Origin of the sequence: Finegoldia magna ATCC 53516 (genome assembly GCF_000159695.1) — a bacterium.
GTDB lineage: Bacteria > Bacillota > Clostridia > Tissierellales > Peptoniphilaceae > Finegoldia > Finegoldia magna_F.
In genome coordinates this window covers 243,458-262,500 of record NZ_CM000955.1, presented here as the reverse complement: position 1 = coordinate 262,500, position 19,043 = coordinate 243,458, and the positions used below count along the sequence as shown (strand labels likewise).

2 protein-coding genes, 11 tRNA genes and 2 rRNA genes (1 of these 15 cut by a window edge) are annotated in these 19,043 nt (G+C 35.6%); all 15 read left to right on the top strand.

What is annotated here, in order from left to right; genetic code table 11:
• Nucleotides 1–1,823 (top strand): 23S ribosomal RNA (locus HMPREF0391_RS01190); it begins 1,161 nt to the left of the window's first position.
• A 43-nt stretch (nucleotides 1,824–1,866) separates the two neighbouring features.
• Nucleotides 1,867–1,983: ribosomal RNA gene (gene rrf, locus HMPREF0391_RS01185) — 5S ribosomal RNA — on the top strand.
• A gap of 175 nt (nucleotides 1,984–2,158) precedes the next feature.
• Nucleotides 2,159–2,233: transfer RNA gene (locus HMPREF0391_RS01180), tRNA-Asn, on the top strand.
• A gap of 3 nt (nucleotides 2,234–2,236) precedes the next feature.
• Nucleotides 2,237–2,325: transfer RNA gene (locus HMPREF0391_RS01175), tRNA-Leu, on the top strand.
• A 4-nt stretch (nucleotides 2,326–2,329) separates the two neighbouring features.
• Nucleotides 2,330–2,406: transfer RNA gene (locus tag HMPREF0391_RS01170), tRNA-Met, on the top strand.
• 25 nt (nucleotides 2,407–2,431) lie between these two features.
• Nucleotides 2,432–2,508 (top strand) — tRNA-Met (locus tag HMPREF0391_RS01165).
• Between the two features lie 312 nt (nucleotides 2,509–2,820).
• Nucleotides 2,821–2,895: transfer RNA gene (locus HMPREF0391_RS01160), tRNA-Glu, on the top strand.
• Between the two features lie 7 nt (nucleotides 2,896–2,902).
• Nucleotides 2,903–2,978, top strand: a tRNA-Val gene (locus HMPREF0391_RS01155).
• A gap of 29 nt (nucleotides 2,979–3,007) precedes the next feature.
• Nucleotides 3,008–3,084, top strand: a tRNA-Asp gene (locus tag HMPREF0391_RS01150).
• A 5-nt stretch (nucleotides 3,085–3,089) separates the two neighbouring features.
• Nucleotides 3,090–3,165: transfer RNA gene (locus HMPREF0391_RS01145), tRNA-Thr, on the top strand.
• A gap of 22 nt (nucleotides 3,166–3,187) precedes the next feature.
• Nucleotides 3,188–3,272, top strand: a tRNA-Tyr gene (locus tag HMPREF0391_RS01140).
• 11 nt (nucleotides 3,273–3,283) lie between these two features.
• Nucleotides 3,284–3,358: transfer RNA gene (locus HMPREF0391_RS01135), tRNA-Gly, on the top strand.
• 39 nt (nucleotides 3,359–3,397) lie between these two features.
• Nucleotides 3,398–3,474 (top strand) — tRNA-Arg (locus HMPREF0391_RS01130).
• An 833-nt stretch (nucleotides 3,475–4,307) separates the two neighbouring features.
• Entirely contained in the window at nucleotides 4,308–18,071 is a 13,764-nt protein-coding gene (locus HMPREF0391_RS01125; protein ID WP_002834989.1) for a SpaA isopeptide-forming pilin-related protein, read from the top strand.
• Nucleotides 18,072–18,205: 134 nt separating this feature from the next.
• Nucleotides 18,206–18,955, top strand: coding sequence for a hypothetical protein (locus HMPREF0391_RS01120; protein ID WP_002834988.1), 750 nt, complete (start codon nucleotides 18,206–18,208; stop codon nucleotides 18,953–18,955).
• Nucleotides 18,956–19,043 lie beyond the last annotated feature (88 nt).

The window sequence follows — 19,043 nt, the reverse complement described above, 5'->3', positions numbered from 1 at the left end:
AAGCAATTATGCGAGAAGTATGAAGTAAAAGTGATTAGGAAATATATCAACTAGTAAAGTAAGAGAGAAAGACATTAAATAAAACTATTAAACGATACAATTTCAAAAACACTTAACAACATACAACTGGCATAATAGCTTTTCTATCGGTAGAGGAGCGTTGTATATGAATTGAAGCAAAAAGCGTAAGCAATTGTGGATTATATACAAGTGAGAATGCTGGCATGAGTAGCGAAAAGGGATGTGAGAATCATCCCCGTCGAAAGCCCAAGGATTCCTGAGCAAGGCTCGTCCTCTCAGGGTAAGTCGGGACCTAAGGCGAGGCCGAAAGGCGTAGTCGATGGACAACAGGTAGAAATTCCTGTACTACAAGATTGTGATTGAGAGAAGTACTGACGCAGAAGGAAAAGTCGAGCGTGTGAATGGTAGAGCACGTCCAAGTAACAAGCCAGAATATACAGGCAAATCCGTATATTCGTCAACGTAAGTTATCATGGGGAGCAGAAAGATGCGAAGCGACAGATTCAAACTGCCAAGAAAAGGTGCTATCGAATAATCTTGTACCCGTACCGCAAAACCGACACAGGTAGGCAAGAAGAGAATTCTAAGACGCGCGGAAGAACCTTTGTTAAGGAACTCGGCAAATAATCCCGTAAGTTAGCGAGAAGGGATGCCTAAGAAATTAGGTCGCAGAGAATAGGCCCAAGCGACTGTTTACCAAAAACACAAGTATCTGCTAAATCGAAAGATGAAGTATAGGTGCTGACACCTGCCCGGTGCTGGAAGGTCAAGGGGACTTGTTAGAGCAATCGAAGCAACGAACTTAAGCCCCAGTAAACGGCGGCCGTAACTATAACGGTCCTAAGGTAGCGAAATTCCTTGTCGGGTAAGTTCCGACCCGCACGAAAGGTGTAACGATTTGGGCGCTGTCTCAACAAAGGATCCGGTGAAATTGTAGTAGTCGTGAAGATGCGACTTACCCACGGTAGGACGGAAAGACCCCGTGGAGCTTTACTGCAGGTTGACATTGAATTTTGGGATTAAATGTACAGGATAGGTGGGAGACGAAGAAGCAAGCTCGCCAGAGTTTGCAGAGTCACTGTTGGGATACCACCCTTTTAATTCTAAAGTTCTAACTAGTTACCATGAAACTGGTAATAGGACACTGTCAGTCGGGCAGTTTGACTGGGGCGGTCGCCTCCAAAAAAGTAACGGAGGCGTTCAAAGGTTCGCTCAGAATGGTTGGAAATCATTCAAAGAGTACAAAGGCAAAAGCGAGCTTAACTGCGAGACATACAGGTCGAGCAGAGACGAAAGTCGGACTTAGTGATCCGGTGGTACCGAGTGGAAGGGCCATCGCTCAACGGATAAAAGCTACCCCGGGGATAACAGGCTTATCTCCCCCAACGAGTCCACATCGACGGGGAGGTTTGGCACCTCGATGTCGGCTCGTCTCATCCTGGAGCTGGAGTAGGTTCCAAGGGTTGGGCTGTTCGCCCATTAAAGAGGCACGCGAGCTGGGTTCAGAACGTCGTGAGACAGTTCGGTCCCTATCCACCGTGGGCGTGAGAAATTTGAGAGGATCTGTCCTTAGTACGAGAGGACCGGGATGGACAGACCGCTGGTGTACGAGTTGTACTGCCAAGTGCACAGCTCGGTAGCTACGTCTGGGAAGGATAAGTGCTGAAGGCATCTAAGCACGAAACCAACCTCAAGATAAGATTTCTATGAGATTACTTGAAGAAAACAAGATAGATAGGTCAGAGGTGTAAAGATAGTAATATCAAAGCTAACTGATACTAATAAATCGAAAACTTGACTGGAAATATATACTGTTATTGATTGAAATGTAAAAGTAAATACAAGTATGGTGATAAGAGCAAGAGGGATACACCTGTACCCATGCCGAACACAGAAGTTAAGCCTCTTAACGCCGATGGTACTACGATGGAAACGTCGTGGGAGAGTAGGTAGTCGCCAAACAAACAAGTGGTGCGCAAACCACTTAAAGAGACCTTGAAGAATTTAATGTATTTTACGAGCGACGCTTCGAACGATAAAATCTTCCATAATATTTATTAAAAAGAAGATTTTTGAAGTGAGGCTGAGCGAGTGAAAACATTAAATTCATAAATCAAGGGATCTTTTGTTAACATATTCCTAGGTAGCTCAATGGTGGAGCACTCGGCTGTTAACCGATAGGCTGTGGGTTCGAGTCCCACCCTGGGAGCCAAATGCCGGGGTGGCGGAACTGGCAGACGCACAGGACTTAAAATCCTGCGGTGGTAAAACACCGTATCGGTTCGATTCCGATCCTCGGCACCAATAACGCGGGATAGAGCAGTTTGGTAGCTCGTCGGGCTCATAACCCGGAGGTCGTAGGTTCAAATCCTGCTCCCGCAACCATACATAGCAACTAATTTTTTAATATGGCGGAGTAGCTCAGATGGCTAGAGCACACGGTTCATACCCGTGGTGTCAGGGGTTCGATTCCCTTCTCCGCTACCAATTTTTTATTCAGCTATGTGGTATTTGAAAATTAAATTACCCTTGGCATTAAGTCTATGGTCACAGCGGTTCTTGATCCTAACCCAAATTACGAAGTAATTTGCAGGTAGGTCAAATGTCACGAAATAGAAATCTTTGATTTCGTGCTGAAGCTGACCCTTGATCCTAATCCAAATTACGAAGTAATTTGTTGGTAGGTCAAATGTCGCGCAATAGAAATCTTCGATTTCGTTATGTAGCGACCAAGACATTTGCAGCGAAGCTGCAACATACTTTCACAATTTAATATAATATAATAAACTTGAATAATTAGGCCCTATGGTCAAGCGGTTAAGACATCGCCCTTTCACGGCGGTATCCCGGGTTCGAATCCCGGTAGGGTCACCAGATATATGGGCGATTAGCTCAGCTGGGAGAGCATCTGCCTTACAAGCAGGGGGTCACAGGTTCGAGCCCTGTATCGCCCACCATATATTTTTAAACACAAATTCTAACACAAGGCCCGGTAGTTCAGTTGGTTAGAATGCCAGCCTGTCACGCTGGAGGTCGACGGTTCAAGTCCGTTCCGGGTCGCCAAGTATGCTGGTGTAGCTCAATTGGTAGAGCAACTGACTTGTAATCAGTAGGTTAGGGGTTCAAGTCCTCCCACCAGCTCCAAATCCTTTTAAAAAAGGATTAAGGAGGAGTTCCCGAGTGGCCAAAGGGGACGGACTGTAAATCCGTTACTTTATGTTTCGGTGGTTCAAATCCACCCTCCTCCACCAAAAGAATTCATGCGGAAGTGGCTCAGTGGTAGAGCATCGCCTTGCCAAGGCGAGGGTCGCGAGTTCGAGTCTCGTCTTCCGCTCCAGACAACAACAGATGTGCATACATCTGTTTTGTTGTATGTGAACGATTAGCTCAGCTGGATAGAGCGTCTGGCTACGGACCAGAAGGTCGGGGGTTCGAATCCTCTATCGTTCGCCAAGACTATAGATTCAATTGCGAATCTGTAGTCTTTTTTTATTTTAAATTTGCTCACAGTATACATTCACACCACAAAATTTGATCAAACAATCTCTTGTTTCTTTTCGTCTTTTAAATATTTTTTCAAAAAATTAAAATTTTTTAAATTTTCCACATATTTTTCACACATTTCAAGCTAAAATGTCAAAATGTTACTTTTGATAACGTTGGTATTTCAATACTATCTGATAAATTTCCAAAAAAAATATAAAAAAATCCAAAAAAAATTTACGCTACATTATACTAAAAATAAAAATAAAATATGAACAAAAATGTTCCGATAAACTGAATATACACAAAATATTTCATGAAACGCAGTATATAATATTTAACAAGAGAATAAAAAGACAAATAAACAACAAATAATGTCATGTAATAAAATAAATAGTTAAAATTATAAATCAATTTTTGAACTATAACAATAAAATCACTTTAAAAAAATTTGAACAAATCAAGTAAATTGACATTTCCTATATAGTATGATAGTATTTACCCATAAATAGTACATGCAAATATATATTACATATAAACTCACGTAAACGTAATTATAATGGATATAAAAAGCAATGCATTTTATTTTGAACTAAGTGAGTCAGGCAACATTATTCATCAGACATGTTGGGCTGATTCTTTCTTTATGTTAAGCAGATAAATGCAAACGATATGCATTAACTAACTGAAAGTTTGTGGTTTTTTAATCTAAATGCATGTAAAGCAGTAGAGGATAAAATTAATATAATAAATATCAAATTACTAACATTTGAAATAAAAAGCAAGTAAATTGGGAGGTTAAAATGAAGAAAATATTAGATAGGCTAACAGCGTTAGTCATGGTGATGCTGATGGTAATTCAGACTATAACACCAGCCATAACATCATTTGCTAAGGAGGAAGAGCTCGACAAGAGATACGTAATACAAAAGCTCGAGACCTTGAAACAGGATACTTATGCGAACTTTTCATTGAACCTCGCTACAGTAATTGATGACAAGAATCTGGACACCGGTACGAACGTCAAGTTTGTATTAAACGCCACTAACATCAATTCTAACATCAAACTGTTAGTTAGAAAGGATTTTAGTCTTTATGACGAGAGGACATTTGAAACGATAGAAGATGCTCACAAAGAATTCGACAGAGTTGATAAATTACTCAAAGATCAAGGATTGAGCTTAGATGTATCCGTAGTACAAGAAGGGGATAAATACAGAATCCACAACAACTACGTACCTCAAGCCGATAAGGAAGCCTTTGGAGACGACTACAAAGTATACAGCCTAAAAGTTGTTCCAGAATTTGATTTTGACAAAGAAGGATTGTTCAACAAACTTCCAGAAAACGAAAAGTTATCAGAAGAAAACAGACTTAAAACATCAGAAGAACGTAGACTGCAACAAGATGGCGAAGTACCAGAAGGCGACAAACACAACCGTACTTACATCTTCGACTTCAAAGTTGACAAAGCTGTTGACAGCAAACTTACAACAATATCTCTTAATAAGGATGAAAACAATCCACTTGAAGTAAAACAAAACGCAGACTTATTTGCGGCTATATTAGATGATAAAACTTACAGCACATATCAAACAGAACAATTACCAGCTGAAGTTACATCATCAATAGAACACAAAAAAGAAGTTGCCAAAGCCAAATCAGAGGCAGACGCCAAAGCGAAGACGGAAGCAGATGCAAAGGCTAAAAAAGAAGCTGACGAAAAAGCTAAAAAAGAAGCCGACGAAAAAGCTAAAAAAGAAGCGGAAGAAAAGGCAAAGGCTGATGTCAAAGCAAAAGAAGAAGCTGACAAAATAAAAGCAGAACAAGACAAAAAAGCACAAGAACAAAAAACAGCTGAAGAAAAAGCAAAGGCAGAAAAAGAAGCCAAAGAAAAAGCCGAAGCAGATGCAAAGGCAAAAGCAGAAGCTGATGCCAAAGCAAAGGCAGAAGCAGAAAAAATAGCTGCCGAAGAAAAAGCAAAACAAGAACAACTTGCAAAAGAACAAACTGAGGCAGAAGCCAAAAAGCAAGCAGAAGAAAAGGTAAAGAAAGACCTTGAAAACAAAAAACTTCTTGGACTAGTACAAGACACAGAAGAAAACCAAGAAGAAGAACCTATTATAAAGAAGAAGGAAACAAAACAAGAAGTAAAATCAGAACCTGCAACACCAGAAGAAAGAAAACAAAAAGCAGAAGAATTTGACAAAGCATTAAAAGATAAAAAAGAAGAAATAAAAAAATCAGAAGATAAAAAAGATGCTAATAATAAAGAAGACAATAACAAGACAACTGACAAAAAAGAAGTCAGCAAAGAAACAAAAGGATTATTGGAAGGCATCAAAGAATTCTTCGGACTTACAAATCTTCAAAAAGCAGACCGTGAACTAAAAGCAATCCTATCAGTAAAAGCAAACGGATTAAAAGAAGTTCAAGCATTATTAACAAGCTTTGAAGCAAAATATCACCTAACACAACAAGAACAAGCAAAGCTAATGGATGATAACGCAGACGCAATCAAAGCACTTATCGAAAGAGATGCCGACAAGAACTTCAACCCACAAATGCTTCTTGCTAATTCAGATCAAGGCTTGGAAAATAAAAAATTTACAATCAGGACTAGGTTCGATACGTCAACAAGAGTTGGACCTATTAAGACAGACCAATTTTTCAATATCCACTTAGATGACAAGTTAACAGTTAAGAACCCAAGCGAATTAAAGCCAATCTATAATGGTAATACTAAAATAGCTGAACCAAAATACGACAAAGATACTAACACAATAAAGTATAAAATTGTAAGTGAAATCAATGAAAACTTACAAGTACCATTAAATATAGATGTTGATTATAACACAGCAAACATAAAAGCTGGAGAAAGCTTTACTGTAGTAAATAGAATATCAGGTCTAGGAGTTACAAATCCAAAAGCCCTACCTGCAGAAAAAATCGATAAAAACGGCAATCCAGCTGGAACTATCATAGAAGAAGGTGGAGATGATGTAGTCCAAATAATTGGTGAAGATGATGAGGACTACAAGGTAAACATGGATATCTTAGGGAATCCAGCCGTAGATGGCAACGAACTTAGTGGAATCAATTGGACAATAAGAGTCAACTCAACAGTAGACCTAAAAGAATTAGGCTACAAACTGAACCTAACTACAGTAGAAGGTTCTGGACTTGGAGAAATTCAAGATGTAAAAATAAACGGAAAATCTGTAAAGCTAAAAGATCAACTAGAAGGAAAACTTGGAATAACAGATTCAAAACACCATGACCTAAGTGAAAGTGAAAGTGGTCAAACACTTGTTTATACCTTCTACACTCCAAGAACAAATAAACAAGCTTCTTATATGATAGATGTATCAACTATCCTTACAAATAAAAATAATAAGGTTGGTGCTCTAAGACATATATTAAAAGAAGGATATCCTCAAGAAAAAATAGAAGAAAATTCTCCTAACCGTACCAGTATGAATAATAGAACTACTATAAAAGGTGAGTTCAAATCAGAAACTAAAGGAGAATGGACTATAACAGATGCGGTTTCTACAGGAGATACTAATAATGGACTTCCACTAGAAACAAGAAGTCTTAAAAACCAAACTCTAAATTCTGGCAAAAGAGCAGTTTATGGAATAAATACCACAAATGGTCAGATGGAAGTTAAAAATAAAGAAACTGACATACAAAATGTACCAGTAAAAGAAACTGACCCAACTGGCACACAAGCAGTAGGAAATATTGGAGTATATAAGTTTGATACAAAGTTAAACACACCAAATGATCCAACTGATTACAGTGTTGGTGGAGTTACAATTTCTAAATATAAAGATATAATAGTTGACCAACACTGGTCACTAGCTGAAGGCTATGAAAAAATGCCAGCTCAAAGATTAACAGTTAAAGATAATAAGGATAGTGAGTTAGGTGGAATAGATTTAAATGAAGAAAACGGTCATCAAAGACTAGTTACAATTCAAAATGTAAGATTTTGGAATATAGGACGTGATGGCAAATCTTCAATGATAGATCATGAAATATCTCAAGTTCTACCAACTGATGTTATTTCAGTAGCTGATAAAAAATATACATTTAAAGAAAATGCAAACTACTATGATGTAGATTCAAAATCTCACCAAATTGTAAATGCCTTGGTAGAAAAAAATGACAAAATACCTGCAACATTTACTGTAATAAAAGTAGATGCAAATAATCATGAAAAAAGAATCCCAGGAGCAAACTTCTACCTACTAGGTGCAGGAATAGGAATAACAACAGATTCTAATGGTGAAGCTACTTTTAATAATATCAAACCAGGCACATATACTCTAAAAGAAACAAAAGCACCAACAGGCTACAAGCTTGACCAAGAAGAAAAAACTATCACAATTTCAGATGATGGAAAAGTATCTGTAGCAGGTAAAAATGCTCAATTTTCTTCTGGTTCTGGTAAAACAGATATATTAGAACATTCTGACTTTCCAAACTGGAAAGACTTCATGAATACTCAACACTATGGCAAAGTTGATAAAAATGGAAATTTAAAATTCTATGTATATCTAAAACCATATGACCAAAGAGTAGGCGGAAGAACTGATAAGGACACAACATTTAATATATCAATACCTGGAGTTAACTTACAAAATTCAGATATTAAGGTATATGATGTAAGTCCTTCTAAAAGACCAGATATTTTTGCCTCTATGAATAATCAAAGCGTTGATCAAAAACTATCTAGTCTAGGTCAAATTACTCTAGGGGAAGCGAACAATAACGGAGCGATTGAAGGAAAAGCAAATACAAAAAATCCTCTATCAGGAAATACAGGCTATCAAATAACCTTCCCTCAAGGAAGATTTGGTGACAATTGGGGTTTCTTAGTTGAAGTAAGTGCTAATATAGGAGATAAAGATAGTACAGTTTTATCTTATGATTGGCTTGCAAAAGATACCCCAGCTAATCAATCTAAAATTAGAGCAAATGTAAATTTAAGCAAAAATTCTAATGAAAATGGACATCCAACAATAACAATTTCAAACGACGAACTTCAAAAAAGTGAAATAGAAATTGCTAAATTTGCGAACACTTCTACTAATGGAAAGAAAGATAGATTAGGTGGAGCGGAATTTGTCCTTAAAAATGAAAACGGAGAAATAATTGCTAATAAAATAGCAACAGAAGATGGTAAGGTAAACTTTGGAAAATATCCGACAGGAACCTACTACCTAGAAGAAGTGAAAGCTCCAGAAGGATACGAAAAATCTAACGTATATTTTAAAGTAACTGTAAGTGAAGATGGACAAGTTTCTTACGATGCTAAGTTTAATAACTCATCTGCATCACCAACAGCAGGAGTTGATTACTATATAGAAAGAGAAAAAGGTGGTCAAGGGACAGACAAAGCTGTTGTTACCTATGTTAATCAAAATATGCAAATTAACGATGATGAAGGTAGCGGTTACTTTAGAGGAATTTGGGAAGCATATAGACTAGAATCCTTAAAATATCACTTGGACGTTAAAATTAATAATGCAGCTCCAGGCTCTAGATTTGAAATCCAATTTGACCCTAACCTAGACTTTACTCAATATTTCAAGACTTTCCCAAACCTATATTTTAAAGGAAAGATGATAGCAGAACCACACTTTAATTATAAGACTAACCTATTGACTTATGTCTTTAATGAAAACTCATTAAGCAATGGTGAAACAACATTTAGTCTAGATCTTAAGGGAATGATTCCATCTAAGTTTTATGCGACACACTCTGGAGATTGGAATTTCACCAATGTAGTTGCTCCTAACCAATCAGGAACAATTATAGGTAACCGAGTACAAAATATAAAAGTCCATGCTGACTACGGTGGTTATGATTCCCATACCACTAAGGGTAAGTTCCCAAGTCAAGCTTACTACTTTAGAGATGTTTATAAGGCAGATGATGGAAACTGGTATGTAACAGCGATTGGATACTACAACCCATTAGGAGATTATAAAACTGGTGATGCTAACAAAATTTGGTTTAACTGGAAATTTGCGAACTACCAAGGTGCCAAGCAGGAAACTTGGCAAGGTCAATACGAATCTCCTTATTATTTAGATGATGTTAAAATCTATGAAACAACCATTCCACCACTTAACAAATATAATGCTCATCCTGACTACAACCCTCCAATAAATGACTATATGCCTTTGTCAATGGGGGTAAGACCTGAACAAAACCCAGACATTTATAGTCTTGTATATCATGCAGAAATTGATCACACCAAAGCTTATAATAGGTCACAGGGTGGATTTAATTTAACTTACGATCCAAGCAAGTTAACAAGCCAAGGAGAATTATTTGATACAAAAAATTCTCCTCTAACTATATCTGTACCAAAGATAAATCCTACAAAAGATGCTTATTTAATAGAACAAACATTTAGGATTAGAGATATAAATGAGTTTAACACTCACTGGAGAGCCTTTTACATGGCAAATGGTGAAGAAAAAAATGGAAATAGAGCCAATTCACTAAACTCATCCTTTGTAACAGGCCCTAATGATAACTATTCTAAGGCAGACCAAACAGGTGAACAACTACCTTCATTTACTAAAGAAGTAGTTGGTATCATAAATAAAAAATACCAACCTGCAAGCTTCAAGATAACTAAGCTAAATGAAGCAAATCAAAATGAAAAACTTAAAGGAGCAACTTTCATTTTAATAGATTCTGATGGAAACAAAATTTTTAGAACATCAGGTCAAAACGGAGAGGTTAGCTTTAATAATCTTGCTCCTGGCAAATATACTTTAAGAGAGTATAGAGAACCAAATGGATATATTAAATCTACTAAAGAATGGAATGTTACTGTTTACAGTGATGGAAATGTAAAAATCACTTCAACATCAATCATAGGTGGAGGGGAAGAATACACTGGAAAAGATACTATAAATATTCCAGTAACAAACAAGCCAGTTGGAGAAAAGTTTAGAGTTTACAAAAAAGATGGCGATGGACAGCCACTTCCTGGAGCAAAATTCAAAATTACAGATCCAGACGATTCAAAATTCTCATATGAAGCTACATCAGGACAAAATGGTATCGCAGAATTCGATGCTACTCTAAAAGAAGGCAAGAATTATATCCTTGAAGAAATAAAGCCACCAGCAGGCTATAATCCACTTAACAAGAAATGGGTTCTAAGAGTAGAAAATGGTAAAACCAAAATCTATACCTACTCAAAATCAGATACTAATGTTATAAAATCAATCCTTGGCGAAAAAGGAACTCATTGGGTTAATGTAAAGGAAAGACCAACAACAGGCTGGTCAAGATATGACAATAGACTTACAGGATGGACTGCAAACTCAAATGAAGCAAGATACATGGGTACCAGAATTGTCGCTATAAATAAAGATAAAAATTATGTTATCCAAAGATATGTAATAAACCCAGAAGCAAGAAAAATCGGTGATACTACAGCGATAATTCATAGAGAAAAACCAGAATATCCAAATATGGATTGGTATAACAATGAAGAATACAAAGTATTTACCCTTGATCCAAAAGAGGGCGGAAATACTGACGGTAAAGTCACAGGATTTGTATCTGACCTAAGACTTGCGGACTTTAATGAAACAGATATTACAAATAGTGTTACAAAATCAGTAGATAAATCTCACTATGGAGAAAGTAGATTAAAACTAGAACTTCCAGCTACTACTAAGCCAATAGTAATAGATGTCAAAATACCATACAAAGATATAAATGGTGGAGTTGGTACTGGAATGGACTGGTATGAGGGTGGACAAACTTACTGGAAGTCTGACTACTATGAAAGAGTTTCTGATATTGTAGAAAGTGATCCAACAACAAGAGAAGAAGGTTCTATTATAGGATCTTACGTAGGAGAAGGATCACTTGATGTAACAAACGACATCAAAACTTATGGCTTTAAGATTGAAAAAGTAAAAGAAGTTAAAGAAGGCGAACCTAAAACAGCAGTTCCAGGTGCAGTATTCAAATTAATAGGACCAGATCCTCTTGAAGATGAAAGATATGAAACTACAGACAAAAACGGAATGCTATCATTCAACGGTTTAAAACCAGGAACTTACAAACTAGAAGAGTTTAAACCAGCCCAAGGTTATGAAAAGGCAAATACAACTTGGACAGTAAGAATTACATCTGATGGAAGAGTTTATATCAAAGACAATAATACTCAACCACCGGCAACTGTAACAAATGCACATCTGTCAGTAGTACAAGCAGCTCCTAGCTCATCAGCCAATAAAATAATACAGTATCTAGCACGAAACTCCACATCATTATACGGAGTGAATACTGGATTAGAATTTGGCCCAGAAATGGTAGAAGCGGCGTTGAGAGCTGGAAACGCAGTAACTTATGAAATTTTAGGTACAATTTCTGATGTACAAAAGAGATTTGTAAAAGTATCCACTGATGCAAAATATCTAGGAAATGATGAGTTTTTAGTTAGAATTGATGTAAATGGTAATGCTAATAAAGATTACTCAGACGTATCATTCGATTTGCAACTTCATGATGATGTAACATTTGTTCCTAACTCAACAATTACTTGGAAGAAAAATTCAAATGACAAAGGTCAAATTCCGAACAATCCAAGTAGGTGGCATACTAGATATGATCCAAACACTAAGACAATTGGTGTAAGAGACGGAGCTATAAGTATCAACAAAGGTGATACTGCTAGCATGGAATTTAAGGTTAAGATGAAACCTGACTTAAGATCAGGCCAAGTTGGTAATATTATAGACAGTTTAAAAGTATATAACATAGATTGTGGTAAACTTAAAGCTAAAAAGTTTGATGCATATACAATTTATCAAAATGCTCAAAACGGAACTATTATTACAGACCCACTAAACTATCAACGTAATGGACAACCTGTAACTTTCACAGCTAAACCAAACCCAGGATATAAATTAGTAGGAGATGTAACAGTTACTAATAATAAAAATGGCAGAGACGTTTCAATTAGAAATGGTAATACTTTTACAATGCCAGATAGTGATGTCACAATTAATGCAACATTTGAAGCAGAAACTTATAAGATCACTTATAACAAACCAATAGGCGGAAATGTAAGTGGACCAGCAAATGCTAAAACTAATGAAAATGTAACATTAAATATAAGTCCACAAACACAAAATGGATATAAGTTAAAATCTTTAACAGTTACTGATGACAAGGGAAATATTGTTCCAGTAAACAATAATCAATTTACTATGCCAGCAGGTAATGTAAGTGTTAATGCAGAATTTGAAAAGATAGAAGAAAAAACTTATACAGTAACTCCTAATGTACAAGAAAATGGCACTGTTACTGCAGAACCAAATCAAAATTTGAAAGCTGGAGACAAAGTTACACTAACATTAAGTCCTAAGACAGCAGATTATGTACTAAATAAACTAGAAGTAAATAGTACCAAAGGAGAAGTAGGAACTACTAAAGTAAAAGACAATACCTACACATTTACAATGCCAGAAGCACATGTAACAGTTAGTGTCTACTTTATAAAACCTCAAGCTGACACTTATACTATTACAGTTAATAATCCACAAGAAGGTGGAAGTATTTCTGCTGATAAAGATTCTGCAACAGAAGGAACACCAATTAACTTAACTGTTACACAAAACGAAGGTTTTGAAATCGGAAGTGTAACAATGAATGGACAATCATTAACAGCAAGCGCTGATGGAACTTACTCATTCAAAATGCCAGCAGGCCCTGTAACTGTTTCTGCAACGTTCAATAAAATTGATGACACTCCAGATCCTAAAGAAGGTTGGAAAGAAATTACTGGTGGTGCTGCACAAATTACCAACAAGCAAACAGGTCTTGATCTTAGGATTATAAAAAGAGATAACTATGATAGAAGACTTGAAAAGGCAGAGTTTGAATTAGAAAGATATACTGATAAAACTTATAAAATAAAATATAAAAATTTCGAAAAACTTTTCGGAACATCAGATTCTAACGGTAATGTAAAACTAAAAGATAAGGAAGGTAATCCTGTAAGTTTACCAGTTGGTTTCTATAGACTAACAGAAACACAGTCACCATTAGGTTACAAAAAGCCACAAGCTCCTTTTGATATAGAAGTATATGAAAATGCTGGTCAACTAAAAGCAAAATATAAATCAGCAGAACATACTTCATATGATTATCTAAGAAATAAGAAGTCTTATGATAGCGAAGCAGTAAAAACTGCAGATAATGGTATTAAGTATAAGTCTAAAATAACTTATATAAATACTCAGTCTAAGACTTATATCCAAAGAATATACATTGATACAAGAGGATATAGAGGGGCAAGTGATAAGATTAATATTCAAATTAATCCAAAACACAAAAGAGAAGAAACTGACCGTGGGCCAGGAAATGCACCAACTATAGATGTAGAAGGTGTAAAAACTGCTTACAGATCAACCTACAAGATTACAGGTGCTCCAAAAGATGACAACTTTGCTGATACAGTATTAAACAATTATGACTTATCTAAAAATGATGTAACAATGCTTAATACTGCAAGATGGAGACCATTTGATTGGGGATTTGATGAAGATATAATGAACCTAGATAAAGGCGGAGTATATTATATTGACGTTGAAGGTTTCTATGATGATGCTATTTTAACAGGATATGATAGTAAACAAGATAATAAAAATACTATTCCAGAAGCAGATTTGAAAAAACTTGAACTCAATTTTGACTTCTATGATGGAGCGAGAGAATTCCAACAAGCAGTTGGTAGAGATAATCAAGGAAATATAATATTTAAAAAAGTTGACAAAGGCTCTTACCAAGCTGGTAACTTAGCCCTTGGATTAACAAAATTTGAAAAATCACCAACTGGACAATTAGGTAAAACTGGTGGACGAATCTATCCTCCATTAAATGAAAATGATAGAACAAGAGTTTCAACAAGTATAGATCTTCATACACTTTATTCATCTACAAACTACACAGAAGTTCCACAAGATGGAATGAGTGTTGTAAATGAAGAAGAAAGATACAATGTAACATTTTCTAAACACGGTCGTGATAATCCAAAAGATAAAGTTGATAGCGAAAAAGTAACAACAAACAGACTTGAAGGCGCTATATTTAAACTTGAAAAAGAAATTGCCAACACTTATGTAGATGTAGAAGGTTCATATGTAGGGTCAGCCTTTAACGGATATTTTGGTTTTAGAAACTTAGAGCCAGGTCGTTATAGACTAAAGGAAGTTAAGGCTCCAAAAGGATACAAGCCAATCACAGATCCACTACTATATTTCACAATCAAAACTGTTAATACAAATTCAGGAGATGTAGTAGATCCAGAAACAGGTGATACAGTTGATATTAAAACTATAAATGTTAGATTCGAAAGTAAGGGAAAAACTTACAAACTATCTGACCTTAAAATGGTAGATCCTAAAGATACTACTAAGAAGCTTGATATCAAGAATGTAGTTTCAAAAGATATAGACATAGAAACAAGTAAAATTGTTAACCCAGACACAGGTAAAGAAGTTTTACTAAAAGATATGATAGTAGTAGGTAAGGAACAATTTAAAGAAGATGGCACATCTTACCAAAATGAATATCCAGTAAAACAAATCAAAATCATCCCTGCATCTAGTGGATATATCTCCCTAGAATATGACAATGCAAATGGAGTTTATCAATATGTTCCAGAAAACAAAACTTCTGCAAAAGACGGTAAACTTATAGACTTTGTAACAAGTGCTACAGCCAAAAACATGGGTAAGATTATTAACGAAAAACCAGGTGAAGGAGAAATGACTGTTACAAAGGTCGATCAAAATGGTGATGTTATCAAAGTAAGCAATCTTTTAGCTAGTGCTAAGTTTAAGCTAACTAACTTAACAAATGGCTCAGTAACTGATAAAACTGTTGGAGAAGATGGTACAATACTTTTCGATAAATTACCAATTGGTAACTACAGACTAGAAGAGATTAAGTCACCAGATGGATATGTAAATACTAACCAAGTATGGAACTTTACAGTAGGTGGTGAAGGACTTGATCCATACGCAGGTCCTATTGAAAGAAATGGACGTGATTTATCAAGTAATATAAAGTTAGCATCTAGTATGAAAGTTCTAAACCCAGATAAAAAGACCAGTGAAGATAGAGATAATATTCATCCACACTTTGGTGAAAGTATGGAATTTACCAACAAGTACTCTGTTGATTCTAGCGTAAAGGTAAACCCAGGGGATTATTTCGTACTCAATATGAGTGATGTGACAGATCTAAATGGAATCTCTGAGAGTGAAATTGAAAACTTAGATATCATTGCAGCTGGAATTGGTACTATTGCTAAGGCTGATTATGACAGAGCAAAGAGAACTATAACCTATACATTCACAGACTATGCAAAAACCTACTCTCTAGTAGAATTCTCAAACAAACTAACTTCCTTCATTGATCTATATAAGGTAAGGCAAACAGACGGACTGTTTATTAAACAAAAAGTTGGATTTGCTATTGGAAAGGATACTAGTCAATATAAGGATATGAAAGTAATCTATGATCTTGACTATGGTCACGAGATAGATGCCTATGGAAACAGGATTAACCTTGTTTCAAAGATAGTAAAATACAATCCAGAAACAGGCGAGTTCTTACATTACTATTATGTCAATAGACTAAAAGAAAATACAGATGGTCCTGTTCAGTTAAGATATGAATCAGAGCAAAATATAGAAAACTTCAATATGTCTGTAAGCTATCTAAAAAATAACTCTGATGTATCTAGAGATATGCCAGAATCATTTGCTGTAAATGAAAATAGTTCTAACCTAACACCTTTTGACACAGTGAAATCTTTCCGTACCTTAGAAAAAGGATACTATACAAATGTTAAATTCGATAATGGAATCAACAACACCCATTCTTATATCATAAAAGTAACTGGAAGGGTAGCTGGAGATGATAAGTCTGAGTATACAGCACACGGAACACTCCTTAAATTTAATAATAATTCCACACCAACCTACGCTGAAAGACATGACTCAATCCATCACTTTGTAAATGAGGCAAGTGGTAGTGTTAAACCAGAAATAGTAGCAGTCAACCCAGAAAACAAAATCTTGTTTAAGAAAGTTGACCAGGATGGTAAGGCTCTAGCAAATGCTAAGTTTAAATTAAAATACAAAGAAAAAGCTGTAGATCAATGGTCATATGTTAAGGATGAAAATAACAATGATTTAGTAAAAACATCTGGCGAAGATGGTAAGTTTGAATATACTAAACTAAAACCAGGATTCTATGAGCTAGAAGAAACATCTGCACCAGATGGATACAACATCCTAGCAAATCCTGCCTACGAGTTTGTAGTAAATAGTAACGGCAAGATTATAAGAAAGACTATTGGAGATAAACCTGACGAAGAAAAAGATACAGAAGAGGATGGTATAGTTCCTATTTATATAGAAAATAAGAAGGAACAAAAGATAAGCTTCAAAAAAGTTGATGCTAGTAACAAAGATAAAAAACTTGCAGGTGCAAAATTTGAAGTTTGGTATAAAAAGGATAAGGGTGAAGAAAAGTATTCAACTACAGCTCTTAAACTTTACGAAAAAACAAGTGGTGGAAAGACAGAAAGACTTGTTCTTAAAGATGGAGAAACTGCTCCAACAGGATATACTAATGTAGATAATTTTACTACAGGTAAAGATGGTAAAATTGAGTTTACCTTCTATGAAAATGGCTACTACGCTCTTAAAGAAACAAAAGCTCCATCAGGTTATATAACACCAAGAGACTACGTCAAAGAATTTGTAGTAAAAGACGGCAAGGTTCAAATTCTTGAAAAAGATCCATTAAAGGCAAGCTTGACTAAGGGTGCAAATAGCATGATAACAAGTGAAATCCGTGAAGTGGATAAGGACAAGGGAACATTCAAGCAAAGACTTGTAATAAATCCAGGTCACACTCAATGGACATTTGATGAGCATGACACATTGCTACAACTTGATGTTAATAATTGGAATGTAAGTGATAACTACAGAACAATAAAAGTGGCAACTCTTGAAAAGGGTAAAACTGTTGCTGATTTGAAGGATACTGACTTTAAAGAAGTTAATCCAAGAAATCAAGGATATAATACAAATCCACTTATATACAGTATTCCAAGTTTGTATAATGCTAATGATTATACAAAACCATCTCCAACAATAAGCAACTTAGTTACAGAAAAGGGATTGGTAGTAGAAATCACTGGTACAATAACTGATAAGACTAAAGCAGTAGACTTAAAACCAGAAGTGTACTCAAGAGCATTTACTACTTCAATTGACAAAGTAAGTTACAAGCTTGACATTAACAACATGTCAGAAGGTAATGGAACTTACATCGATTATGTAAGCAAAGATCCAATACAAGTGGAAAACCATAAGGCGACATTCCCTCACACAGGGGCGTTGGGTATATTCGGATTCCTAATTGCAGGGGCGATTATTATGACAACATCGTACTACAAGTATAGGAAGAAGAAGAGAGGACGTGCTTTATCATGATTGAGGTTGATCAAAAGATGAGGTACCCTCCGTAAAGGGACTAAATAAGAGACAAGGGGATGAGGCGACAAGCCAAGTCCCTGGGGTCTCAATGATGTTGAGGTAAATCTATTAAACGTCGATGAGGTGGTCTTATGAGTTATGATGGGAAGATAAATAGGAAATTAAGAACAGTGAAATTAAAAGATGATGAATGCTTATATAAGTTAGCGTATGACGAAGAAAAAAGAAGTTGTTTTACACGTGAATATATTTTGAAATATGTTAATAAGCATTACTTGGAAAATGACAATATCATTGAAGAGAATTTACTGAATGACCTAAACACATTTAAGACTTATAGAGATGATGTAGATTCGCTTGTAGGAAATCAAAGTAGTTTTTCTGATTACTTAGCAATGTTTATAGCGGTATTAGGAATAGTTTATGATATTATAGAAGATTCAAAGGCTATGAAATACTTCGTGTTAGTAGTAGTTTTAATAAGCTTTGTAATATTTGTATTTAATCTATGTTCTACTGGCAATAAATCTGAATCAGCGAAGCTAAAATATATCACAAATGCAATATACACACTGGAAGCTATCAAGGAAGATATGTACAGAAATGGTAATTCGAGTACGGAATCTGATGAGATAATAAGCAGTGTGAATGACAAGCAAGATGATGGTAATACTGAAAATATTGCAAGTGAAGATGCTGATGAGATAATAAGTAGTGTGAATGACAAGCTAGATGATGCTAATACTGAGGATATTGCAACTGAAGAAGCTGATGAGAGATATGAAGGTCTTGAGCTTACAGAAGTAAAAGAGATAAGAACATACAAGGCTACGAAGAACAAATATAGTCCAAGGGCTATGTATGAGAGAAAAAGACGTTAAGAAAAATTAACATGCTAATCTAAGTTCTAAGAAAAAGGGCTTGATTATAGAAAGCGGACTGAGAGGTTCGTGAGATGTAGGCGATGCT